The organism is Bacterioplanes sp. CLAM21 (genome assembly GCF_059641015.1).
The window spans coordinates 3,209,468-3,231,777 of record NZ_CM184929.1 but is presented as its reverse complement, the minus strand read 5'-3'; the positions used below and the strand labels follow the sequence as shown (position 1 = coordinate 3,231,777).

The window sequence follows — 22,310 nt, the reverse complement described above, 5'->3', positions numbered from 1 at the left end:
AGAAAAAGTGACAGTTAATTGCACTGATCAGCATGATTGCCGCAGGCTATTGAATCTAAGGCTTATAGCGTAGCGACAACAGTGGGGAAGCTTTTGCTTTGCAGTTCCATGGCAGGCAGTCTGTGTTAGTCGTTACAATAACGGCCGTGTCTTGTTTTACTGGAGTGCTTGCCATTATGGCTAACACAATTGTGATTACGGGTGCCGGTCGGCGCATGGGTAAGCAGTTGGCGCAGCATTGGCTGGCCAAAGGTTGGCATGTCGTGGCGCATTATAATAGTCGGTGTGAGTTAGATGCCCATGAGCGACTAACTAGGCTGCAGGCTGATTTATCTGACCCCGATGCTATTCAGGCGTTGGCTCACGAGTTGGCGCAAATAGGGCCGGTACGAGCCTTTATCCATAATGCTAGCTGCTTTCAACCCGATACTGATCAGGCCGATGTAGAGCATTTTCAGCGCCATTTTAATGTGCATGTATTGGCGCCAGAGCTGCTGACGCATTCGTTGTCCTGGACCGATGATGCTGCCATGGTGAGCATTAGCGACATTTATGCCGAGATCCCTAATCAGCGTTTTGCCGTTTATTGTGCGTCAAAGGCGGCATTGCAAAACTGGTCGCTGAGTATGGCGCAGCGCTGGGCCGGGCAAGTGCGGGTTAATGTGATTCAGCCCGGCCCTATTCAGTTTTTACCTGAACACGATGAGGCTTATCGGCAGAAGGTGTTGTCTCAATCGCTCATTAAAAAGGAGCTGGGTTATCAGGCCGTTATCGACGGCTGTGATTTTTTAATCAGTAATTCAGCCATGAGTGGCACCGTCATGCGCATTGACGGTGGCCGTTTTATTACCAACCGTTATGAGCAGACGTTTTCTAACCACTGATGTTGGACCTGTTGATAATAGCCGTCAGTTAACGGCAGCTGGCGGCATTGCTCTACGCTGTTAGCCTTGCCGAGAATATCAAGGTCAATGGTCCGATCTTTGTGTTTTCTTGCTGGCGACTTCGGCTCTCGCCCTAATGCCACTTCGATACGCTGCAGCTTTTGCTTCAATAACGTTGGTGGTAGCGAACACTCAAGCACCAGCAGTTGATTGCAAAACGTGCCGCTAAAACTATCGCCCTCGGCTTGGGTTTGTATGATGGCTGAGTGCTCGACAATACTGCCCAGTTCAGCCAGCGCCGGCCTTGCCTGTTGCAAGTAACGATACGGATCAATGTTGCTTCCCAGTCCTAATAAGTAATACGACATGACGGCTTTCATTCCTATGGCTGAAATCGGGACAACTCAGTGGCATCAATGCTCGTCCATTGTTTGAGTAAATAGGTAGGCAGGTCAAGGAGGACGATACATGGACGTTATCATCATGATCATGCTGTTGCTCGCACTGGGCGGCCTCAGCATGCCGGTTTGGGCCAACCATGCACCGCCACTTATGCTGGCCAAGTTGTACCAGCAGGGGGTGGATTTATCTCAGTATTTAGTCAGCGAAAAGCTGGATGGCGTTCGAGCCTACTGGGATGGCAAACAGTTGCTAACCCGCAGCGGGCGGGTGATTAAAGCGCCATTGTGGTTTACCGCAGCGCTCCCTATGCAGGCTTTAGACGGTGAGCTGTGGTTAGGGCGTGGCCGCTTTGCCGAGATTAGCGGCTTGGTTCGCCGCCATCAGCCAGACGATCAAGCCTGGCAGCACGTACGTTTTATGCTGTTTGATATGCCAGATATGCAAGCTGGGTTTGAGCAGCGTCTGTGGGTGCTGAATACCTGGGTGGAGCAAGCCAGCCGGGCCTGGCTAGAAGTGGTCGCCCATCAGCAAGTCAGTAGCGAGGCAGCGTTGCAGCAGCGTTTGCAGCAACTGGTCGCTGACGGAGGCGAAGGTTTAATACTGCGCCGTAAAGATGCTCTGTATCAAGCTCAGCGCTCCGATGACATGTTGAAGATGAAATTAGATCAGGATGGCGAAGCGCACGTCGTTGCTTATCTGCCTGGTAACGGCAAATTCGACGGCATGTTGGGCGCTTTGGTGGTGGAAACCCAAGACGGCCGGCGTTTTAATATAGGCACTGGCTTTAGCGATGAGCAGCGTCGCAATCCTCCGCCTCTGGGGTCGCGTATCACTTTTGAATACAATGGTGAGACCGTGACTGGCCTGCCGCGTTTTGCTCGTTTCTTACGCGTGCGGCCCCCAGAATAAGTTTTATCAAGATGCAAATAGTTCAGCGACCGGCTCGCGCGCCCGCGTTACAGGGCTTACACCCAGTGTTTGCCCGAGTATTGGCGGCACGAAATATTCAACATGCCGATGAGCTTGAAAACCGGCTAGCGCAATTACTGCCGCCCGATCAGCTAAAAGGGCTTGAAGCGGCTGTGACTTGTTTGCTGCCGGTCGTGACCGCGCAGAAAACCTTATTGGTGGTGGGCGATTTTGATGTTGATGGCGCCACCAGTACTGCGCTGGTATTGCGAGCTTTGCGAGCCTTGGGAGCCAATAATGTTCACTATTTAGTGCCCAACCGCTTTGAGCATGGCTATGGCTTATCCCCTGAGTTAGTGACCCTAGCGCAAGCCTATCAGCCCGATGTCATTCTCACCGTCGACAATGGCATTGCTGCCGTGGAAGGCGTTGCCGCCGCCAAGGCAGCTGGCATAGCTGTGGTAGTGACAGATCATCACTTGCCTGGGGCACAGTTGCCAGCGGCGGATGCCATCGTTAATCCGAATCAGCCTGGCTGTACTTTTGCTAGCAAAGCGGCTTGTGGCTGTACCGTGGTGTTTTATGTATTGATGGCGCTGAGGCAGCGGCTGCAGCAACTTGGCTGGCAGCGAGACGTCAAGCTCGCTCAGTGGCTGGACTTAGTGGCGTTGGCAACGGTGGCGGATGTGGTGCCGCTGGATCGCAATAATCGCATTTTGGTGGAGCAAGGACTCAGGCGTATTCGCAGTGGCCATGTACAGCCGGGAATAGCTGCCTTGTTGGCGGTGGCGGGGCGAGAACCTCAAAGGCTGGCGTCTGCCGATCTAGGATTTGTATTGGGCCCGAGAATCAACGCTGCTGGTCGTTTGGACGATATTTCCATCGGCATTGAATGTCTGCTCACCGATGATCCAGCCCGTGCTTTGCAATTAGCGCGTCAGTTGGATGAAATGAATCGCAGCCGCCGCGATATCGAACAAGGCATGCAACGTGAGGCGGAACATTATTTGCGAAAGCTAGATGCTGAATTAGAGACCTTGCCTGCGGGCTTGTGTTTATATCAGCCCGACTGGCACCAGGGTGTGATTGGTATTCTGGCTTCACGTATTAAAGAGAAAACTCATCGCCCCGTGATTGCTCTGGCCGATGACGGTGACGGCCGACTAAAAGGCTCAGCTCGCTCGTTACCGGGTTTGCATATGCGCGATGTATTGGATGAATTAGACAAACGTTGGCCAGGCATCTTGATAAAGTTTGGCGGCCACGCCATGGCGGCGGGCATGACCTTGCATGCGGATCAACTGCCCAGGTTTCGCCAAGCCTTCACCACGTTGTGTGAGCAGCACCTTAGCCAGGAGGCGTTAGAGCGGGTATGGGAGTCCGATGGTCAGCTAGACAATGCGGACTTTACTCTGGAGCTGGCCCAGCAATTACGTTGGGGCATGCCTTGGGGACAATGTTTTCCTGAACCACTGTTTGATGGCGAATTTACCTTGCTGCAGCAGCGCGTTGTGGGTGAAAAGCATTTAAAGATGGTGCTGTGTCCAATGGGTTCTGATCTGGCGATGGACGCAATCTGGTTTAACTTTGACGCCAATAATCGACCTAAGGATGGTCGGGTAAGGCTGGTGTTTTCATTGGATATTAATGAATGGCGGGGGCAGCGACAATTACAGTTGTTGGTGCGAGAGCTGCAAAGCTTACCTTAAAGACTGACTAATATCGGCACGGAGGCTGATATGAACAAAATACTGTTGGGGTCTGTGCTGTTGGCAACAAGCGCCAGCGCCGAGCTATACCGTTGGGTTGATGACGAGGGTCGGGTGCAGTTTTCTGATCGAGCGCCGCCATCACAAAACGCAGAGCCTGTTACCTTACGTCAAGGTAATCATTATCAGCCGCGAGAGATCGACTCAACGCTGCTGGCACCGACTGAGAGACAATCGACGTCACGCAGTAAAAAGAGAAGCAAATCCAAGACTAAGGTCGTGGCCTGGTCGGACAACCAATGTCGCACGGCGAAACTCAGAGCCAGAAAAATGGCCCTTAAAAAGAGCCAAGGTGACATGCAGACGGTGCTAGAGCGGCGCGAAAAGCTGCGTCAGTTGCGCCAGAAAATTCGCCAGCGTTGTTAGGATTGTGTTGCGTGGCAACAAGGTCTTGGCTGGCCAGATCAATATCCGGCCAGGCTGGTATCTAAAATATCTTCGCGAAAAGCATCGCTCACGGGTTTGTCACCGATCCAGATTGCCAGCAATGCATCGTTCAAGTCTTTACCTGGGACTGTGCCTTTGACCTCGTCATTAATAACGATGCGCGTTGCCTGCTGCTGCGGTAACCATTCAATATAACCGACCGTGCCCTGGGTGAATTTATGATCAAACAGTGCTACCAGCTGTTGCACCCGTGACTTCAATTGCACGTTTTGCTGTTCGGTTAAATTCAATGCCAAACCTTCTTCAATCGCGCTGGTAAAGCGTCTGGCGCTAACCCGCGAGCTAATCACGTGAAACATCATACGCCTGGCCTGATCGACAGCCAGAATGTCATCGGCGTTTTTCATGGTGTTCTCTAGGTAGAGAGCGCCGACATAGGTATCAACAAAACCATACACCTGTCGGATGGCGATGCCCTGCAGTTGCATAGCGGGGATATCATTGTGTGCTGGCAGAGATGTTTCGATATTAAATCCTTCCACATCTAAAGCCTGAAGGCTGGTTGCGTGAAGTGTCAGTAGTGCTATAGCGCATAGGTACTTGAACATGGTGAGGCTCGCTTTGTTGTTGCGCTTCAGCATGGCTGAAGTGCGTTATTATCATGAGTGCGATGCTTAATAGTGATCGCTGCTGTGCTTCCGCCCGGCAGGATTCTGTACTATGGTGGCTACGCCACCCAGTCTGGATAGATTTATCATGCTCAATCTCCTGGCACAATTGCTGAAAGCGCTAAATTCTGAGTCGGCACCGGGCCAAATTGGCTTGGCGGTCGCATTTGCCCTATGGGTGGCCATTACCCCCATGTGGACACTGAACAATTTACTGATTTTTACTCTGGTCTTAGTGCTGCGAGTCAATCTCAGCGCCTTTTTTTCGGCATTAGCCGCATTTTCCATCTTGGCGTTAGCATTGGATCCGATATCCGAACGTTTGGGTGCGTCTTTATTACAGATGTCATCCTTGCAGCCGTTATGGACATCCTTATATCAGCAGGGGATTTGGCGGGTATTGCAGTTTAATAACACCTTAATGCTGGGTGGCACTGTGTTGGCTTTATTGGCCTTTTTACCCGTATCTCTGCTGACGCGAATGTTGGTGGTGCAATATCGGGCTCGACTGTTGGTTTGGATTCAAAAGTTCAAAGTAGTACAGGCGTTGAAGGCCAGTAAGTTTTATCAGTGGTATCGGGCAGCAGCGGAGTAAAACAAGATGCGATGGATTCGTTGGTGGGGGTTGGGGGCTGTTGTCGCTGTTATCGCGGCGCTGGCGGCATTTTTTGTTTTGTTGGCAGGCCCGTTAAGCAAACGTGCTATTGAAAGCGTCGCTACGCGCATCAATGGTGCTGTGGTTGAAGTGCAGTCGGTGGATTTTAATTTTAGCCCGTTGGGTGTTGATCTCCGCGGAATTGCCGTCACCGATGCACGGCACCCAATGGAAAACTCGGTAGAAATTGGTCTTGCTCGTGCACATCTCGAATGGCTGCCGTTATTGGCTGGCCATATCATTATTTCCGATTTAAGGCTCACTGATGTGGCTTTTGATACCGAACGTTCAGTGTCGGGTGCCATTGAAAGGCCCGCTGCTGATAGCAGTGACAAGGATGAAAAAGATGCACAGGCATCCGTAGGCGAGCAGATGATTGCTTCAGTGCCTTCGTTGGACGAGGTGTTACAGCGACAACCGTTGGCCACGGACAGTGCTGGCCGCCAGTTGCAACAGGTCATTGAACAGCGAAAGCCAGAGGTTAAACAGAGCTTGGCTGCATTGCCGGATGAACAGCAGCTGCAATCGTATGAGCAACAAATAAATGCCTTGGTCAACGAGGAGCTCAAGTCCGTTGAAGATTTTCAGCGTAAAAAGCGCCAGTTGGATGAGCTAAAACAGCAACTAAAAGCCGATAAAAAAGCCGTATTGGCGGCACGTGATGTTATTCGTATCAGTCGTGATGAATTGACCCAGTCTCTGCAGGCGTTGCAAAAAGCACCTGCCGCTGATTTAGCCATGCTGAAAGAGCAGTACTCACTTGATGGTCAGGGTGCGGTTAACATCAGCCGTCTATTATGGGGTGACGAGATCGCCCATTGGGCTAATGAAGCCCTGTACTGGTATAACAAAGCCAGACCTTATTTAGGCGATGCTGGGCGTCTTTTGGCATCCAACACGGATGACAAAGAGCCATCAGAGCCATCGGCCGATGAGCCACCAGCACGATTATTAGGCAAAAAGGTGCATTTCCCGACTGCTGACCCCTGGCCGGATTTTCTCATCCGATCGTTGTCACTAAGTGCAGCGCTAGAGCCAGGGATGTTAATTGGCGCAGCACAAAATTTGACCCATCAGCCGCAATTGATGCCAGTGCCTGCCCAGATTACGTTGGAAACCCAAGAGCTACCCGGAGTCAAGCAACTGACAGCGGCATTAGTATTGGATCACAGACGTACGCCTGCCAAAGACCGATTAACGTTAACGGCACGACAAGTTCAGCTGCAGCCTTGGCCGTTGGGATCGCAGCTAGCGTTGCAATCGGCATTGGTGGACGTAGATGCCTTGGTGATGGTTGAAAATAATGCTCTCAGTGCCCAAGCGGATGCACAGTTTAAACAGTCACAGTTTAGCGGTGAGTTTGACAACCGAGCCGGACGCGAGCTGATGGCGGTGCTGGCAAGTGTTAATGAATTTAATATGAACGCCGGAGTCGGCGGCTCTTTGTCAAAACCCTCGGTCTCTTTGGGGTCTGATCTCGATCGGCGTCTGCAACAAGCCTTGGGCCAGCGCTTAAAACAGCAGCAACAGAAATTGCAGCAGCGCTTTAATACCTATCTAAACGAGCGGCTGAGCCAATATACCCAAGGTATGGCAGAGGAAATTGATTTCTTTAATCAGCAAGATGGTCAGCTGGCTAAGCTGAGTGATCAGCTGCAGGAATTAGCGCAGCAACAGCTCACTAGTTACACCGAGCAAAAGAAACAACAGGCAAAAGAGAAAAGCAAAGAAAAGCGGGATGAGTTGAAAGATAAAGCTAAAGACAAACTAAAGTCACTGTTCAACTAATTGATAGCTGGCCTATCCCTTGCCCTAACGAGGTCTGCTTTCTAATTAGGAGGCTGCTGACGGGCAGTAGGGCAAGGGCAAATTAACTCGCCATCAAATGGCCTGAGACGGAGCGCCATCAGGCCATTTGATAGTCGTTAAGTCAAAATGCCGCTTGATGGTTGCGATCTACATCGGACAACAATGACCAGCCTTCGACTTTGCCACCTTGGGCAAACAACAACCTGTTGTGCGCTTTATTGGGGCTAAAGTGTTGCTGATAAAGTGCCAGCATATCTTGCTTGCTGATGTTCTCGACTTGCTTAGCAATGGCGCTATTCGTATCGAATGTACGGCGATCGATCAGTAATTCAGACCAGTAGCGGCCAGCCTTTTCAGCCATGTTTTTTGGCTGTTGCAGCAGCTGGCTAATCAGACCTTGCTTGTGGTTGTTGAACTCCTCATCGGACATGTCTGCCAGTGTTTTATCAAACTGGGCAAAAAATATCTGACTGTGATCAACCAGTTGCTGTGGCGGCGTTTCCGGTGATTGAACAACAAAGATCAAACCAGGAACGGTTTGCTGCGGATAAGGTGCCGCTGCGACGATATAACCCAGTTGTTGCTCGGTGCGCATATATTGGTAATAGGGCGCGCGGATTATCTGACCTAACAGCGCATAACGGGCGCGGCTGGTATCACTGCTGTCTGGGCCTTGCACATACATAGTAATGGCATTGTCCGGATGCTCGAGTGCTAAGCTTTGCTGCCATTGGCCTTCAGGCACTCGCACAACTTGGCGCAGACCGATACTGTGATGGTTTGCTGGCAGGTACTGCTCAATAACGGCGGCAAGAGTTTCCGCACGTGCTTGATTAATGCCACCGTGTACCAGTAAACGGCTGTACAGTTGCTGTGGGAATTGCTGCATAAATTCGCGCAAATCATCGGCAGTTATCGCTGGTAAAGCAGTTAACAGCTGTTCTTCACTGAATGAAGGACGATATAGCCACTGTTTCAGCTCAGCCAGGGTTCGCTCATAGGGCTTGTTTTTCAGCTGATTTTGCAGTGATCGCTGTAATGACGCCTTGTAGCGCTCAAAGGCTTCATCATTAATATCCAGCTGTGTCATGGTTTGCAGTACTTGCTCTAGCAGCACAGGCTGCTTATCGCTGTAGCCACCAATCATTAACCGCAGGCCCTGGTCGTTGGCGCTCAGGTCGTAGCTTAGGCCGGCCAAATGGGCGGGATAACTGTAGGTGTTTAATGCTTCATTGACGCTGCGCGCGTAAAGATGAGCCAGTAAGCGCTGCTCAGCCGACTGGCGAGCATTGGCCAGTTCAAGCTGCAGAAAAACTCGAGACTTGGGCTGCTTAAATTCCTGCTCGGGATAGAACCATACTTCGCGCTGCGGCGATGCCAGAATCTGCGCAGGCACATCCAGAGTCTGCTCAGCGGATGACGTCAAGTCATCGGCAATAAAAGGGTTGGCTTCAGGTAAATGCAAACCGCTGAGGTCTTGCTGTACCAATGGCTGCTGACCAAAGTCACTGGGGCGAATGCGCATGGCCGTGCCGTACAGTGGATCGGTCATGTCAGTGTCGACATTAGGCGCAATCAAAGTGCGCAGCATATTGGTAGCATCGAGGGCATCGATAAAGGGCTGCAATTTTTCCTGGCTAATGGCATCCCAGCGGTAGTTGCCATAAATGCTGTCTTCCGGTGCGTAGCGCAATAGATTGCCGCTTAGCTGTACGGCGTAATCTGACAAGCGACTTTGCTCCTGGAAACGAAAGGCCATTTCGCCTAATTGATGCTGCTCTTGCAGTAAATATTCGGGTAACGGCCCGGCCTTCATCAGCTCAATATAATGCAGCAAAGCCGCCGTGACTTCTTCGCTATGGGCCAGGCCTAAGCGAGTCAGTTGAATCTGCACCACTAAAGTCGAGTCGTATTCCGTGCTGAGGGATTGCCCGGCGCTTAGGCCTTCTGCCCAGCCTTGCTGTTTTAAGTAAGCTAATAGTGAGCCTTCGCCTTCGTGACCAATCAGATTCGATAGCACTTGAATGGGCTTGTATTGGTAAAGAGGGAGGGCCGCAGGCATTGGGAAAGTAAACTGTAGCCGGCGTATTTCTTTCACCGGTTGAATGTTCATGTCCAGCGGTAACTGTTCTTTCACAAATAAAGATGGTGTCGGCTCACTGGGCTGAGTTGCCCGCTTGGGCACTGCACTGAATTTTTCCACGGCCCAGGCTTGCAGCTGATCGAGAGAATAATGCCCCGCCAGTACTAGGGTCATGCGATCGGCGGAATAGTGACGTTGATAAAATTCAATCAGCTCGTCACGAATTTTACTATCAGCCCGGTCAGCTAAGGTGTCGAGGTTGCCAGTTGAAAACGATGAATAAGGATGATCTGGATTCATCGCTTGTTTTTCAGCAGAAAAAATACGGCGGAAGTCGTCCTTTAATTTGGACTTAAACTCGGCGTGCACGGCATTCTTTTCCCGATCGACATACTGCTCGTCAAAGCGCGGCGAGATAAAAAACGGTGCAAATCGGTCTAACGCGTCTGCAAGGGCGCTGTTATCCAATTCAAAAAAGTAGGTCGTTTGGGTATGAGCAGTAAAGGCATTGTGGCTACCGCCGTTACGGCTTATAAACGCCTGGTATTCACCCGACTCCGGGTAGGGGTCGGTGCCGAGAAATAGCATGTGCTCAAGAAAGTGCGCCAGTCCAGCACGATCGGCAGGGTCATCGCCGCTACCTACGTTGACCGATACCGCTGCCGCAGCTTTATCTTCGGCTGCTGTGGCAACCAACAATACCTTCATACCGTTGTCGAGCTGTAAATAACGGTATTGATTGGGGTCTGATGGACTGGTGATCAAAGTGTCATGGTCAACTTGTCGGTACATAGAAAAGGCGATAGCAGCTAATACAATGAGCAAAAATGTCCAGTAGCGGGGCGATAACATGCCAACTCCTTACTGACGGTCAATGAGCGGTTTCGTTGGGTTTGGCAATGGCCTGAGCATCAGCCAGGGTGTGCTGTTTGGGGTCGAGCTGTGAGATCAGCTGCAGGCGCTGGCGATGCTGCTCCAACTCTTCGGCCAACAGCCCCAGTTGCGACTGAAAGGCTTCATCGATGGCCTGATACAGGGAGCTGATACGATCGTCAGATTCTCCCGCCGGGGTTTCTCGTAGGGTTTTCAGGCACGCCAGAGCGATCTGGTGATAGGCTTGGTCTTTATTCACAGGCAAACTCCAAACAGAATGCGCCCATCATACCTGCCTGAATGCGGATGTTAATCCCCGTTTGCAAACCATTGCAGTTGGCCGACATCCACCTCTTGCGATAACAGCTGGCCGCTGAGCCAGTCGGCGTGGTGGTGGTGTGCTGCAGCAAGGGCTTCGGGCTCATCAATACCGGGTGCATATAACAACAAGTCGTTTTCTTGCAGTCGTTGTAATAAGCGCCTGCTTTGACTCATGGATTTGTGGGTGCGCATATGGGCCAAGTACTCAGGGGCCAGACATAAGCCACTGACTGGCAGTGATAACAATTGGCGCGAATTTAAGAAGTGGCGGCCGAAGTCAGCCACCAGTAGCTGACATTTTTGAGAAATCAGCAGTTGTCGCAGTTGCACATGCTGCGGCTCATCACTGAGCAACTGCTCTTCGTTGACAATGGCATAGCAGTTGAGGTTCTTCTTAGCAAAACACGGTGCTTGCTCAGCCGACATGCCAGGTTTCTCGGCCAAGTTAATCAGTACTGGAATCGGCTTAGCAAACAATTGCTGGCATAACTCTGCCACCGTTTCCAGCCAAGGCTGCCAGTGTTCTACGCGTCTTGGCGCTTGCAATGCTACTAATTCGCCTTGTTGGTTAAATACCGGAATCACTTGCTGGCCTTGCAACTGTGAAGGCGCAGACGGTGCATCTGAAGTTGACGGAGATGATTGGATGCCGAGCCGTTCGCGCAGCCATATGCGCCAATCATGCTGTTCGGCTGGGCATTGTTCGATGCGCATTAAGCGCCGTAAGCGAACCGACTTGTCATCAATTGGCAGAGGATTGCGTAAATCAGCGCTGAGGTCCTCCTGCAGTTGTTCAATTTCTCCTTGGCTGACGTCGGCTGGAATCAATATGCGCAATAAATGTTCCTCTGGGGCGTACAGTTCATATAGATCACCAATGCTTTGCTGAACCCGGTCAAAACAATGTTGCGCTAGCTGTTGTTCGCGAATTTGATCGGCATCAAAGTCAATCAAGAGCAATGATGGAGCAGCTTGGGGTTGCTCTAGTTCCAGTGTTGTTCCAGGGTCACTCACTGGCGGAGCTGGCATCGGCATATGTTCCGACATGCGCTGGGCAATGCATAAACGAAATGGGCCTAAAGTACTGATGGTCATCCAACTGGGAATGGCTTGCTGAATGTGGTTAATAAAGGAAAACAGTCCCAGCCACACTTGCTGTGCTTCGGTTTGGCGAGTGATTTCGGTTTCTAGGGTGACGGGAGCATCGCATAGAGTTGGTGCAAACAAGTTGGTACCTTGCAGCCTGTCTTGTGGTAATTGCAGCAACTCGCACATGGCCTCATTGGCGAGGCGAATAATCCAGTTGGCGTCGGTGAGCAATAAAGGTTGTGAAGCGTTGATAGCTTGCTGAATGGCTTCGGTCTGTTGCAGCAAATCGTGCTGTCGCAGCCCCTCGCGAATATCCATGGTCAGCAGCAGATTGTCCCAGGGCTTGGCAACAAATCTATGGATATCACCACTGCGCCAAGCTGCGCGTAGAGAGTTGTAATCGACCTGGCCTGATAACAGCAATCGGTAGGTGGTTGGTGAGTGCTGGCGGGCAAACTGACAAACCTCGATACCGCTCATGCCCGGCATATTGAAATCTGTAATGAGCATGTCGACCGGCTGTTGCAGCAATAATTCACACGCTTGCTGACCGCTGTGGGCTTCCAGTATTTGCCAGGGTTCTGAGCGCAGCATGCGACGCAAAGCCTGCAAAATGCCCGATTCGTCATCCACGATCAGCAACTGATACGCCATGGTCCATCTCCCTTAATGACTGCTGTCACTGTAGCATTGAGCCGCTTCTACTGCTGCTCATACGGCAGGGGAACAATTCCCTTGCATTCTGCCAATGCTATCTATACTGAAGCGAAGGCAACAACTATTGAGTGGATGCAGTGAGGGAAAAACAAGCTCTGACAACAGGCGAAGTCGCCAAATTCTGTGGGGTGAACTTTCGTACCGTGATCCGCTGGATTGAACGCGGCCATTTGCAGGCATATAAATTGCCAGGTCGTGGCGACAATCGCATACCGGTCAGTGGTTTCGTTGAGTTCCTTAAAGACAATCACATGCCGGTACCCGATGAGTTGTTGCTGGGCGGTAAAACGCTGGTGATGCTATCGGATGACAGTCCTGTATGCGCTGAAATCGCCTCTTTAGTGCGACGCAGTGGCTGGGAAGTACTGATGACCAGCGATGAAATCCAGTTTGGTTTCTTGATCAGCGATCGCCAGCCCGCGGCGGTAGCTGTTAGTCGAGCGGACGCTCAGCATTCAGTAGAACGCTTGCTGCGTGATCAAGATGGGCGTGAAACCTTATTGGTATTCGTTGATAAAGGCCAAAGCAATGAGGGTTTATCTGATAACCCTGCCTGGGCACATATTGCTTGGCCAAGACAGTCCAGTACGTTATCTGCGTTACTGACAGGTGAGGCCAGCGGCGAGCGCCAATAATAGGCGCTGAAGCGTTTGGCGAGTGAGGTCACGGATGGCTGCAATGACGTTGGTAGTACTACTCGCCGCCATAGCCCTGATCGTTGCCGGCCTGGTGGTGTTAATGTTGTATTGCGTTTATCAGCAGCAACGCGCTTTGCTTCGACATGAGCAACAGATTGCTCAACTACTCCCACAAGTAGAATTCAGTCCGGGCTGGTCTTTGTTGTTAGATCACCACGGGCGTACCGTTGGGCAAAATAAGCCCTGTCCTGAAAGCTGGTCGCAGATTTCACTGTTTTTGGGGGCACCGTTTGAGCCCTCTTGCCTAGCGCGTTGGCTGGCGGAAATGAAGGCGAAAAAATATTGTGTTTTCTGGATTTGCGACGCGACGGGCAAAGGACAGCGTTGGCGTTGTACGTTGACGCCGATTGAGGCATCACCCTATTGGCTAATGCAGGTTGAAGAAGTCAGTGCGCGACTTGCTTTGCAAGCGTCAGCAAAACAGCGGTATCAAGCCTTGCAGCAGCAGTCGGAAGCCAGAAGTCGTTTCTTAGCATCCATGAGTCATGAAATACGTACCCCCATGACCGGGTTATTGGGCACCGTCTCGTTATTAGAGCAAACGTCGCTCGATTCTGAGCAACAGCAGTTGCTAGTGACCTTGCAACACAGCGCTGAGCATTTGTTAACCATCATTAACGACATTCTAGATTTATCAAAAATTGAAGCCGGTAAGCTGCCCATTAGCCAGCACCCCTTTGACCCGCGTGAAATGCTGCAGGAACTGATGACGTCGCTTCAAGGGTACGGATCTGGTTCGGTGACCATGAGCATGTCGGTTGCCCCTAGCATCGCGCAGCGGTTAACCGGAGATGCCGTTCGAATTCGTCAAATCATCATGAATTTTTTGACCAATGCCATCAAGTTCACCCGTGATGGCAGTATTGAAATAGAGCTTAAACCGATTGCCGAAAACAGTAATACCCTGGTATTCAGCGTAAAAGATACGGGGGATGGCATTGATGCCACCCAAGCGATGCAGCTGTTTGAAGAATACTCTCAGGGCCAGCAGTTGGCTAATTTAACGTCCGGCACCGGCTTAGGCCTGCATATCTGTAAGCGATTGGCGACCTTGATGGGTGGACGTGTGGGTGTGATTAGCATGCCGGGCGAAGGCGCTTGCTTCTGGCTGGAGTTAACCCTGCTACCTGCGCAAGAGGTGCCGGTAAATAAAATTGAAAAGGATGCTAGTACACAGGCCAGCGACAGTGAGTTAGAGGGGTTAAGAGTGCTGTTAGCGGAGGACAACTTAGTCAATCAAAAGGTCGCCATTCAAATGCTGGAGCGACTGGGTTGTCATGTAGTACTGGCTGCCAATGGCGAAGAGGCGGTGAATTACTGGCAGCAGCAGCCGGTGGATTTGGTATTGATGGACTGCCATATGCCGGTGATGGATGGCATTGAAGCAACACGTCGTATACGTGCGTTAGAACAGGATGGCCACACACCTATAGTGGCGTTGTCGGCGGATGTGATGGGTGAACAAAGGCGTGCTTGTGAAGAGGCTGGCATGGATGGCTATTTATCCAAGCCGGTACGTCTACAGGAGTTACGCAAACAATTACCGGCTTTTATTCGCTGTGCTGCCAAGGCATCGTAACCCTGTTAAAGCACCTTACCATTAGGAATGTAGCGATTGCGGGTGAGCGCCTTAATCGCTCGAATCGTCTCTTTGTCGGGCCGGCGCTGCAGTTGCTTCAACCGACGAAACACCCAGATAGCAGGATTTTTCGCACCGGATTCCCAGCCACTCAGCTCCTCTTCAGCACGTACATACCAGTACGCAATGGCCATTAGCTGAGGGTCGCTTAGCTCGGCCAGGGCCGTCTGCCACTGTGCTTCTGGCACTTGGATCCACTGTTTGAGCTGACTGTACTCTGTCGCTGTGAGCAGATCTTGCTTCAGCTCACCCGACGCATGGGGCTCACTAGCTAGTTTCTTAAGCAGTTGTGTATCAATAGAAACGCTGTTGCCTGGTTGCCACTGCTCGATCATGGCAGCTCCTAAGTAATGACCTTGGGCAGGCATTGTAAGGCATGCCACACCATTGACGAAATACACTGAACTCTGTGGCAAATGTGCATTCCCTCGCCATCATAGGTGAAGGCAAATGCTATCATCGCAGCAAGATACTCATCTGTGGCTGTAATCGAATGGAGAACTGCCGATCAATGCCTGATTTGAACGACCCTTTTGCTGACATCCGCCCCTATCACGATGAGGAAGTCAGCGACGTATTAAGGCGTTTAATGCGTTCACCACGACTGACCGATGCGGTTGTTAACTACCATTTGCGCGCCAGCAATGCTTGGCCTTTGTTCTTATGGAGGCCTCTGGTGCGTAGGCGTTTGCAGCAGCAAATGCAGTCTATTAACACGATTTCGCAGTTTCAGCAGTGGTTGGAGCCACAAATTGAACGTTTGCTGTTAACCACCACCCAAGAGGTTGAGGTTCGTGGTCTGGAGCAATTGCAGCCTGGTCGCCCTTATTGCTGGATATCTAACCATCGTGACATTGCGATGGATCCGACAGTCGTGAATTTTTGTTTGCACCGTGCGGGTTGGCCAACCAGTCGGATCGCCATTGGCGACAACCTGCTGGCTGATCAAGAGATCGCCGATGTGATGCGCTTGAATAAAAGCTTTGTTGTTAAACGCAGCATCAGTGGACGACGTGAAAAGTTGCAAGAGCTAACACGCTTGTCGCAATTTATTGCCGAGTCACAGCAGCAAGGCCACAGCATATGGATTGCCCAGCGTGAGGGGCGGGCGAAGGATAACCGCGATATCACCGATACCGCTGTGTTAAAGATGCTGTCGTTATACGGGCGTGCCGATAAACTGCCGTTTACTGATGCCGTAGCGGCACTGAACCCTGTGCCTGTGTGCATTCATTACGAATGGGACCCGTGTGATGTATTAAAGGCGCGTGAGCTGGTGGCCTTGTCTGAGCACGGCGAATATCAGAAAAGCGATCAAGAAGACATCGATAGTATTATTCGTGGTTTAACCGGTTTTAAAGGCCGCGTGTGCGTGACCTTTGGTCAGCCTTTAACCAGTCAGGACATGGCCTCCGCGGATTATATGGCCGAAGCCATTGATCGCCAGATGCTCGATATGATGCCAGTGACAGAGGTGCAAAAAGCGGCAGCGGCACTGCTCGATAGAAATCCAGGAACGCCGGCCAGTACCGAAGGTCAGATGTTATTGGCTCGGGTGGAGCAAGAGCCCGAGGCTGTGCAGCGGCGGGTATGGCAAAGCTACGCAGCACCATTGCTGAACGTGTAAATCGCCGGGTATAGTGCGCGGCAAAAATCATTGGGAGGATGCCACTGTGTGGTCAAAACTGGGCGTATTGGCGCTGTTGGCGTTAATACTGCAAGGATGTCAGCTAGGGCGTCAATGGAGCGACAAAGAAGAAACATTGTATGTCGACTTTTATAAAAGTATTTGTGATGAAGACGAATCACGTTTGTGCTTTCGAAGCCGGGAGCTGGAAAAAAATGATTGGCGAGATGATGCGCCAGAACTGATCGATTTTGATAGCTATGAATGGGGTTATCGCTATCAGTTAAAAGTAGAAACTTCGTTCGACAGTAGTGGCGATGCAAAACGTTACCGTTTTCTAAGTGTGGTGGAAAAAGAGGCAGTAAATAGCGCAGACAGCGCATTTGCGTTAAAGGTTGATACTAGCACAGGAATTATTTCTCAATCCGGGGTGCAATGGTATCTGGACGATAAAGCATTTGATTGCACCAGCGACTGCAGTGCATTAACCGGCATTATCAACAATAGTCATCAGACCAACCTTGAGTTTAAAGCCGCCGACAACGTACTCACCTTAAATACCATTAAATGCAGCTCAGGTGATGACAATTACGATGAGCAATGTGGTGGAAAATCCGAAGCCGACTGGGAAATTGCTCATTTTAAAAGCGACTGTGGCAATGCCGATGGTGAGCTGTGCTTGTTATATCGTCTGAACAGCTCAGATGATTGGGAGCTATTGCCGGTCGAAATTGAGGGTTTTGAGCACAGTTGGGGCAAAGAATATGAAATTGAAGTGGAAATTACCCGCTCATCAGCAGATGTCATAACCGCAGCTAAACTAAAACAAAACGATGCCGCTCCGCGTGATCGTACGGGCTCTGCCAATGACTTTCACTTAGTGCTACAGGGTCGGCTACTGAAAGAAAGCAGCGGTGGTTTGGTATCACTGTACGATGGCAATACCATCAAACTGAATTGTGGCAACGACTGTAATCAACTGGACGATTACATTGATGATGATGACTGGCTATTGCTGAAAGCGCATATTAACAATGAGCAGTTGGTGTTGGATGACCTGGCGTGTCATGCCGAAACACTGAACTTGTTGCGCCAGTGTGACGAAAAAGTAGATTGGGATTTTTGACGGCGATCAGCCGCGTTAAGCCGCCGCGATAGCGGCCGAACGCGGTTGTCATTATTGCCCGCTATGCAGCAGCAAATACAATTCGATCACGGCAGCAGGAATGTTGCCGCACATGCGATCTGACAGCTCAACATCTTCGTCGATATCTGCCATCTCCGGCTCATCCATAAATAAACCCGAAGCGTACATAATAGGGAACAGCCCCTGAGCAACAGCATCTTCATGCTGGGCATACCAGCTGTGCTCTTGTAGCAATACTGCTGTCATAAAGCCCATGGCCCAGCTTTCCAGAGGTGGTTCGTCCTCTTCATCGAGCAAGGTCAGCTCAGCCGGAACTGGAAAGTCCAGGCCTGAATCGAGCCAGGCCTGAATCTCGGCGGCCATCAGTTTGAGCAGACCTTTTAACGTCTCCTGCTCTTGCTGATCAAGGCTGAGGGCTTGGTCAAAGGCACTGCTCCAGACCTCGTCAATAGACAAAGGTTCAGGGCTGACGGCAAAGGCGGTCAGCAAGCCGTGCATGGCAAAAAAGTCAAAGCTATCTTGGCGTTCGGCTTCTTGCTCCAGCAACAGGCCTAAGGTTTCCAGCTGCTCTTCAGACAAAGCTGGGATGCTGTTTAAGTCGGTCATACAATACTCCTGCAATTGCCGCCAATGCTAACACAGCCACTGGGAAGACCGTCATAAAATGGCCCGTCGCTATCAACAAACTCTGTCGATACAGTTACAACACGAAACCGTTGCCGTACAGGTGCAGGCCTCACAACGCAAAAGCATGCGCCTGAGTGTGACAGAAACTGGCGACATCGATTTGCGCATTCCACTGCGAGCCAGTCGGCGGGAGGTGTTGGCCTTTTTACAGCAGCATCAGCCTTGGTTGGAGCAGCGACGCCAGCAACAAGTGATGCAGCTGGATCGCTGGCAACAGGAGATTCCGGTGCTGGGGCGACTGATGCCTGTGGTAGTGAGCTCAGCCGATGAATTTCTGATGGGCCATGATCGAATTTGGGTGCCTGCTAGCTGGCAGGCGGGCGATGTCGCCAAAGCGATGGATGGCTGGTATCGGCAGCAGGCTAAATGGGAATATCAGCGCTTGATTGAACAGTGGTGGCCTAACTTTAGCCACTATGGTGAAAAGCCAGTATTGCGAGTTAAAAAGATGCGAACTCGCTGGGGCAGTTTATCCAAGCGGGGTTATATCAATCTTAACTTGGCCTTGATGCAATGCCCGCCAGAGCTGATTGAGCTGGTGGTAGTGCATGAGTTATGTCATCTGGCCCATTTTGATCACGGCATAGGTTTTCAGCGGCTGATGGATGCACAGCTGCCTGATTGGCGTGAGCGTGAAAAGGCATTGCAGCAGCAACAATCGCTATTGTTATAGCAGGCTGTTGCCACCGCGTTGTCAGCAGCCCTTTGGCATTATGTTTTGGCCCGTTGAGGCAATGAGCAAATATCAAAGGAGAGAAGCGATGGCGGTGTTAGAAATAGTCCAGTTTAAAAGTCAGGCGGCGTTGCAGGATATATTGCATTATCAACGTCAGATCCAAAGCTTTGCCCAACGCCAGCCAGGTTTTGTTCGTCGTGAAGTAGCCAGCGATGGTGAACACTGGACCGACCTGGTGGTATGGAAAGACCAAGCCAGTGCAGACGCGGCAGGTGAGCAGTTTATGCAGCAAGCATTCGCCAAGCCCTTTATTGCACTAACAGAAGAAGGCAGCGTGGTGATGCGTAAACAGCAGTTACACAGCGTATCGTCGGCAGCAGGAATCGAGGTGACCTTGTGCGCAAGGCTGAGCGACTGTTTCAGTTATTAACGTTATTCCAGGGCCGGCGACGGCCCGTTACCGGCGAATTTATCAGCCAGCAGCTGGAAGTCAGTAAACGGACTGTGTATCGCGATATTGCCGCGCTGCAGCAGTCTGGCATTCCGATTGAGGGCGAAGCGGGGGTGGGCTATGTGTTGGATCGACACTTTTTGATGGCGCCGCTGATGTTTAATACCGATGAGCTGGTGGCCATTCGTTTGGGTATGAGCTTGATTCGTGCCAGTGGTGATGATGCCCTACGCATGGCTGCAGAGCAGGTATTGCATAAGGTGGCGGCTATTTTGCCGGATACCGAGAAAGATCCTTTTTCGCGTTCGGCGTTGGTGGTACCGAATCTGAACCTTAGCGCCGAAAACAGTGCCAGACTGACCCAGCTGCGCCAGGCAATACGGCAGCAGTGCTGCGTGCAATTGCATTATTGTGATGAGCAAGGACGTTTGTCGGAGAGACTGATTGAACCTTTGGGCATCATGTGTTTTGTCCGTCATTGGACCTTAATTGCCTATTGTCAGCTGCGCCAAGACTACCGTTCGTTTCGTCTTGATCGTATGCAATCGTTAACCTGTCTGGAACAGCACTTCACCACAGATGAACACAAATCTCTGCCGCATTATTTAGAAAGTATGCAGCAGCAATACAATATTTCTTGGTTTTTCTGATGCCCGAAGCCTTTAAAGAAAAGTTTAACTCCAATGCCGTTAATTATCTGGCAGCACAGCTTAAGCGCGCCTGGCCAAAATTTGACGCAGATGCTTTTACAAAGCAGATTATTGCGGTGTTACCAGAATTAGAACTTAAGCAGCGCAGTGATGCGATTAAGCAGGCCTTACGTCAGTATTTGCCCGACAATTTTGTGCACAGCGCGGATATTATTGCCAACAGCTTGGCGGGCAAAGCACAGCTTGGTTGGCAACAAAGCGATAGCGAGGGTGTGAGTGGTTGGATGATCATGCCACTGGCGGACTACGTTGCCGATTACGGTCATGAGCATTTTGAACGTTCGATGGTGTTATTAAAGCAAATGACCTCACGTTTTAGCAGCGAATTTGCCATTCGGCCATTTATTCAGCATCAGCCAACACGCACGTTTGCAGTACTGGCCAGCTGGGTCAATGATGACGACGAGCATGTGCGCCGATTAGTCAGTGAAGGCACGCGGCCGCGTTTGCCATGGGGCATACGATTGCAGGCATTGGTGCGCGACCCCAGTGCAAGTTTGCCGTTATTGCAGCAGCTGAAAGACGATCCTAGTGAATATGTACGCCGCTCGGTGGCCAATCATTTAAACGACATTGCCAAAGACCATCCTGACCTGGTGGCCGATATCGCCATGAATTGGATGAAAGATGCAGATGTACAGCGCCGACGATTATTGCGCCATGCGTGTCGAACGCTGATCAAACAAGGCCATAAACCAACCTTGGCTGTGTTTGGTTATGGCCCTGTGAAGGTCCAGTCACTAAACTTTGCTGTTAGCCAAGATGAAATCAGCTTAGGCCAGTCGCTGCAGTTACAGGCCAGTTTTAAGGTGGCTAGTGAGCAGTCATTAATCATCGATTATGCAGTGCATCATCAGCGTGCTAATGGCTCTGTCAGTGCCAAGGTTTTTAAAGGCCGAACATTGACAGCAGCGGCCGGAGAACAGGTGCAGTTTTCTAAATCCCATGCGATAAAAGCCATTACCACTCGACGTTATTACCCAGGGTGGCACCAGGTAGATTTGTTAATTAATGGCGAATGTGTGGCCAGCAGTGGATTTGAACTATTGGCCAATGATGAGAGTTATCTAGGGTGAATAGCCGGGTTTATCCACACCTGTGAATGCCAATAAAACCAGCCTGGTTTTTGTTGGCTGGGCGCCGTGCAATTGTAGCGAAAACGGCCACGGTTAATGGCCGAGGCTGCTGTCGCTTCGACCTGCCAAAGATCCGCCTTACGATCATTGTGGGTAGATATGGCACCTTGGCCGCTGGCGAAGCATTGGAACTCAGAAGCATCGACAGCATCTTTATCAATGGCTAAACGAATGGTCGGTGGGTTGTCTGTTAATAACGGTGATGGCAATGCAGCTTGCTTAAGTGTAACGGGCAAGGTGCGTAATTTATTGGCCAGTGTTTCTGGGTTTGCATAAATCCCTGAAGCGGGAAAACGCGGCAGCAGCTGTGGCTGAGAAAAACGTCCGATAGGACCTGATTGTTGACCAAAAGATTTATACCCTTGCTGCTGCAACCAATCGCTAATGGCTACATCAAATTCTCCATAAGGGTAAGCAAATAGCTTTGACGTCGCCCCGGTTTCTTGCTCTAAGCGCTGCTGCGCCTGGGTAATTTGCTGCTCCAGCCACTGCGTTAAAGAGGTATTGCTAGGGCGTTCAATTAAATAGGGGTGATCGACGCTGTGATTTGCCAAGGTGGCACCACGACGCTTTAAATCTCGCAGCTGCTGCCAGCTCATTACTCCTTGATGTTGCTGGTCGACGGCACCGGTATTCACAAATACCACAAAGGGCCAGCGGCGTTTTTCTAAGGCCGGTAGCGCATGCTGATAAATCGATAAATAAGCATCATCAAAGCTGATGGCGACAGCCCCCTCTGGCAGTGTTTGGCCCTTGTCCAGTTGTTGCAAAGCGCTGACTAAATCCACTACGGGCAGTTGTAGCTGTTCAATCAGTTGCAGGTGCTGTTCAAATTGCGCTGGCGTCACACTGGTCACGGGGGGTGTATCTGCACTGACATGATGATATTGCAACACCACCAATTGTGCCTGAACCGGCAAACTAAGGAGCAAGCAGACCGTTAATAACCACAGCGATTTTATTCGGGACATAG

The 22,310-nt window shown here is 50.9% G+C and carries 23 protein-coding genes; 14 read left to right on the top strand and 9 right to left on the bottom strand.

Annotated features, from left to right (window positions below; translation table 11 throughout):
• The first annotated feature begins 176 nt into the window (after positions 1–176).
• Complete coding sequence (locus AC55FS_RS14715) at positions 177–884, top strand: SDR family NAD(P)-dependent oxidoreductase (protein ID WP_496933016.1); 708 nt, start codon at positions 177–179, stop codon at positions 882–884.
• Here AC55FS_RS14715 and folK read toward each other — a convergent pair.
• A complete protein-coding gene (gene folK / locus AC55FS_RS14710; RefSeq protein ID WP_496933015.1) occupies positions 857–1,252 on the bottom strand; it encodes a 2-amino-4-hydroxy-6-hydroxymethyldihydropteridine diphosphokinase in 396 nt (131 codons plus the stop codon). The two genes, AC55FS_RS14715 and folK, sit on opposite strands and share 28 nt — an antisense overlap.
• Before the next feature lie 100 nt (positions 1,253–1,352).
• Here folK and AC55FS_RS14705 point away from each other — a divergent pair, with 100 nt between their 5' ends.
• The 3 genes from AC55FS_RS14705 to AC55FS_RS14695 are packed head-to-tail and all read left to right on the top strand — an operon-like array spanning position 1,353 to position 4,330.
• Positions 1,353–2,195 carry a DNA ligase gene (locus AC55FS_RS14705; RefSeq protein ID WP_496933014.1) on the top strand — a complete coding sequence of 281 codons (843 nt, stop codon included), beginning with the start codon at positions 1,353–1,355 and terminating at the stop codon, positions 2,193–2,195.
• An 11-nt stretch (positions 2,196–2,206) separates the two neighbouring features.
• Positions 2,207–3,904, top strand: a complete 1,698-nt coding sequence (recJ, locus tag AC55FS_RS14700) for a single-stranded-DNA-specific exonuclease RecJ (RefSeq protein WP_496933013.1) — start codon at positions 2,207–2,209, stop codon at positions 3,902–3,904.
• A gap of 30 nt (positions 3,905–3,934) precedes the next feature.
• The gene (locus AC55FS_RS14695) at positions 3,935–4,330 is read left to right on the top strand and encodes a DUF4124 domain-containing protein (RefSeq protein ID WP_496933012.1); all 396 of its coding nucleotides are present in this window, start codon (positions 3,935–3,937) and stop codon (positions 4,328–4,330) included.
• A gap of 38 nt (positions 4,331–4,368) precedes the next feature.
• Here the strand turns inward: AC55FS_RS14695 and AC55FS_RS14690 are convergent, their stop codons facing one another.
• Complete coding sequence (locus tag AC55FS_RS14690; RefSeq protein WP_496933011.1) at positions 4,369–4,893, bottom strand: chalcone isomerase family protein; 525 nt, start codon at positions 4,891–4,893, stop codon at positions 4,369–4,371.
• A 214-nt stretch (positions 4,894–5,107) separates the two neighbouring features.
• Here AC55FS_RS14690 and AC55FS_RS14685 point away from each other — a divergent pair, with 214 nt between their 5' ends.
• Positions 5,108–5,614: a TIGR03546 family protein gene (locus AC55FS_RS14685; protein WP_496933010.1), complete on the top strand. Its 507-nt coding sequence runs from the start codon at positions 5,108–5,110 to the stop codon at positions 5,612–5,614.
• A 6-nt stretch (positions 5,615–5,620) separates the two neighbouring features.
• A complete protein-coding gene (locus tag AC55FS_RS14680; RefSeq protein WP_496933009.1) occupies positions 5,621–7,462 on the top strand; it encodes a TIGR03545 family protein in 1,842 nt (613 codons plus the stop codon).
• 142 nt (positions 7,463–7,604) lie between these two features.
• Here the strand turns inward: AC55FS_RS14680 and AC55FS_RS14675 are convergent, their stop codons facing one another.
• Genes AC55FS_RS14675 through AC55FS_RS14665 form a run of 3 tightly spaced genes read right to left on the bottom strand, consistent with a single transcriptional unit; the run spans position 7,605 to position 12,503 of the window.
• The gene (locus AC55FS_RS14675; RefSeq protein ID WP_496933008.1) at positions 7,605–10,418 is read right to left on the bottom strand and encodes an insulinase family protein; all 2,814 of its coding nucleotides are present in this window, start codon (positions 10,416–10,418) and stop codon (positions 7,605–7,607) included.
• Positions 10,419–10,437: 19 nt separating this feature from the next.
• Complete coding sequence (locus AC55FS_RS14670) at positions 10,438–10,698, bottom strand: hypothetical protein (RefSeq protein WP_496933007.1); 261 nt, start codon at positions 10,696–10,698, stop codon at positions 10,438–10,440.
• Between the two features lie 50 nt (positions 10,699–10,748).
• Positions 10,749–12,503: an EAL domain-containing response regulator gene (locus AC55FS_RS14665; protein WP_496933006.1), complete on the bottom strand. Its 1,755-nt coding sequence runs from the start codon at positions 12,501–12,503 to the stop codon at positions 10,749–10,751.
• A 140-nt stretch (positions 12,504–12,643) separates the two neighbouring features.
• Between AC55FS_RS14665 and AC55FS_RS14660 the strand changes: the two genes are divergently transcribed.
• Positions 12,644–13,201, top strand: coding sequence for a helix-turn-helix domain-containing protein (locus tag AC55FS_RS14660; protein ID WP_496933005.1), 558 nt, complete (start codon positions 12,644–12,646; stop codon positions 13,199–13,201).
• Between the two features lie 43 nt (positions 13,202–13,244).
• Positions 13,245–14,843 carry a response regulator gene (locus tag AC55FS_RS14655; protein ID WP_496933004.1) on the top strand — a complete coding sequence of 533 codons (1,599 nt, stop codon included), beginning with the start codon at positions 13,245–13,247 and terminating at the stop codon, positions 14,841–14,843.
• A 5-nt stretch (positions 14,844–14,848) separates the two neighbouring features.
• Here the strand turns inward: AC55FS_RS14655 and AC55FS_RS14650 are convergent, their stop codons facing one another.
• Positions 14,849–15,238, bottom strand: a complete 390-nt coding sequence (locus tag AC55FS_RS14650; protein ID WP_496933003.1) for a hypothetical protein — start codon at positions 15,236–15,238, stop codon at positions 14,849–14,851.
• Positions 15,239–15,414: 176 nt separating this feature from the next.
• Here AC55FS_RS14650 and AC55FS_RS14645 point away from each other — a divergent pair, with 176 nt between their 5' ends.
• Together AC55FS_RS14645 and AC55FS_RS14640 are read left to right on the top strand one after the other, a co-directional pair.
• Positions 15,415–16,530, top strand: a complete 1,116-nt coding sequence (locus AC55FS_RS14645; RefSeq protein WP_496933002.1) for a 1-acyl-sn-glycerol-3-phosphate acyltransferase — start codon at positions 15,415–15,417, stop codon at positions 16,528–16,530.
• Between the two features lie 46 nt (positions 16,531–16,576).
• On the top strand, positions 16,577–17,656 hold the full coding sequence (locus AC55FS_RS14640) for a DUF4377 domain-containing protein (RefSeq protein WP_496933001.1): 1,080 nt from the start codon (positions 16,577–16,579) through the stop codon (positions 17,654–17,656).
• Positions 17,657–17,707: 51 nt separating this feature from the next.
• On the opposite strand, the gene AC55FS_RS14635 is transcribed toward AC55FS_RS14640, so the two are convergent.
• Both AC55FS_RS14635 and AC55FS_RS14630 read right to left on the bottom strand, forming a co-directional pair.
• Positions 17,708–18,283, bottom strand: a complete 576-nt coding sequence (locus AC55FS_RS14635; RefSeq protein WP_496932999.1) for a YecA/YgfB family protein — start codon at positions 18,281–18,283, stop codon at positions 17,708–17,710.
• A complete protein-coding gene (locus AC55FS_RS14630; protein ID WP_496932998.1) occupies positions 18,249–18,338 on the bottom strand; it encodes a hypothetical protein in 90 nt (29 codons plus the stop codon). Before AC55FS_RS14630 ends, AC55FS_RS14635 begins: the two co-directional genes overlap by 35 nt.
• 3 nt (positions 18,339–18,341) lie before the next feature.
• Between AC55FS_RS14630 and AC55FS_RS14625 the strand changes: the two genes are divergently transcribed.
• The 4 genes from AC55FS_RS14625 to AC55FS_RS14610 all read left to right on the top strand — a co-directional run bounded on the left by AC55FS_RS14625 (position 18,342) and on the right by AC55FS_RS14610 (position 21,277).
• Entirely contained in the window at positions 18,342–19,037 is a 696-nt protein-coding gene (locus AC55FS_RS14625; protein ID WP_496932997.1) for a M48 family metallopeptidase, read from the top strand.
• An 88-nt stretch (positions 19,038–19,125) separates the two neighbouring features.
• Positions 19,126–19,470, top strand: a complete 345-nt coding sequence (locus AC55FS_RS14620) for a hypothetical protein (RefSeq protein WP_496932996.1) — start codon at positions 19,126–19,128, stop codon at positions 19,468–19,470.
• Positions 19,437–20,141 (top strand): helix-turn-helix transcriptional regulator, encoded by a 705-nt coding sequence (locus AC55FS_RS14615; protein ID WP_496932995.1) that lies wholly within the window; start codon positions 19,437–19,439, stop codon positions 20,139–20,141. The genes AC55FS_RS14620 and AC55FS_RS14615 overlap by 34 nt, the downstream gene beginning before the upstream one ends.
• Complete coding sequence (locus AC55FS_RS14610; RefSeq protein WP_496932994.1) at positions 20,141–21,277, top strand: DNA alkylation repair protein; 1,137 nt, start codon at positions 20,141–20,143, stop codon at positions 21,275–21,277. The genes AC55FS_RS14615 and AC55FS_RS14610 overlap by 1 nt, the downstream gene beginning before the upstream one ends.
• Here AC55FS_RS14610 and AC55FS_RS14605 read toward each other — a convergent pair.
• On the bottom strand, positions 21,265–22,308 hold the full coding sequence (locus AC55FS_RS14605; RefSeq protein ID WP_496932993.1) for a polysaccharide deacetylase family protein: 1,044 nt from the start codon (positions 22,306–22,308) through the stop codon (positions 21,265–21,267). The genes AC55FS_RS14610 and AC55FS_RS14605 overlap by 13 nt on opposite strands.
• Positions 22,309–22,310 lie beyond the last annotated feature (2 nt).

Excerpts from the sequence above, each read along its gene's own strand:
- AC55FS_RS14715 (WP_496933016.1), top strand. The coding sequence starts at position 177 with ATGGCTAACACAATTGTGATTACGGGTGCCGGTCGGCGCATGGGTAAG.
- folK (WP_496933015.1), bottom strand. The coding sequence starts at position 1,252 with ATGTCGTATTACTTATTAGGACTGGGAAGCAACATTGATCCGTATCGT.
- AC55FS_RS14705 (WP_496933014.1), top strand. The coding sequence starts at position 1,353 with ATGGACGTTATCATCATGATCATGCTGTTGCTCGCACTGGGCGGCCTC.
- recJ (WP_496933013.1), top strand. The coding sequence starts at position 2,207 with ATGCAAATAGTTCAGCGACCGGCTCGCGCGCCCGCGTTACAGGGCTTA.
- AC55FS_RS14695 (WP_496933012.1), top strand. The coding sequence starts at position 3,935 with ATGAACAAAATACTGTTGGGGTCTGTGCTGTTGGCAACAAGCGCCAGC.
- AC55FS_RS14685 (WP_496933010.1), top strand. The coding sequence starts at position 5,108 with ATGCTCAATCTCCTGGCACAATTGCTGAAAGCGCTAAATTCTGAGTCG.
- AC55FS_RS14680 (WP_496933009.1), top strand. The coding sequence starts at position 5,621 with ATGCGATGGATTCGTTGGTGGGGGTTGGGGGCTGTTGTCGCTGTTATC.
- AC55FS_RS14675 (WP_496933008.1), bottom strand. The coding sequence starts at position 10,418 with ATGTTATCGCCCCGCTACTGGACATTTTTGCTCATTGTATTAGCTGCT.
- AC55FS_RS14665 (WP_496933006.1), bottom strand. The coding sequence starts at position 12,503 with ATGGCGTATCAGTTGCTGATCGTGGATGACGAATCGGGCATTTTGCAG.
- AC55FS_RS14655 (WP_496933004.1), top strand. The coding sequence starts at position 13,245 with ATGACGTTGGTAGTACTACTCGCCGCCATAGCCCTGATCGTTGCCGGC.
- AC55FS_RS14650 (WP_496933003.1), bottom strand. The coding sequence starts at position 15,238 with ATGATCGAGCAGTGGCAACCAGGCAACAGCGTTTCTATTGATACACAA.
- AC55FS_RS14645 (WP_496933002.1), top strand. The coding sequence starts at position 15,415 with ATGCCTGATTTGAACGACCCTTTTGCTGACATCCGCCCCTATCACGAT.
- AC55FS_RS14635 (WP_496932999.1), bottom strand. The coding sequence starts at position 18,283 with ATGACCGACTTAAACAGCATCCCAGCTTTGTCTGAAGAGCAGCTGGAA.
- AC55FS_RS14630 (WP_496932998.1), bottom strand. The coding sequence starts at position 18,338 with ATGACGGTCTTCCCAGTGGCTGTGTTAGCATTGGCGGCAATTGCAGGA.
- AC55FS_RS14625 (WP_496932997.1), top strand. The coding sequence starts at position 18,342 with ATGGCCCGTCGCTATCAACAAACTCTGTCGATACAGTTACAACACGAA.
- AC55FS_RS14620 (WP_496932996.1), top strand. The coding sequence starts at position 19,126 with ATGGCGGTGTTAGAAATAGTCCAGTTTAAAAGTCAGGCGGCGTTGCAG.
- AC55FS_RS14610 (WP_496932994.1), top strand. The coding sequence starts at position 20,141 with ATGCCCGAAGCCTTTAAAGAAAAGTTTAACTCCAATGCCGTTAATTAT.
- AC55FS_RS14605 (WP_496932993.1), bottom strand. The coding sequence starts at position 22,308 with ATGTCCCGAATAAAATCGCTGTGGTTATTAACGGTCTGCTTGCTCCTT.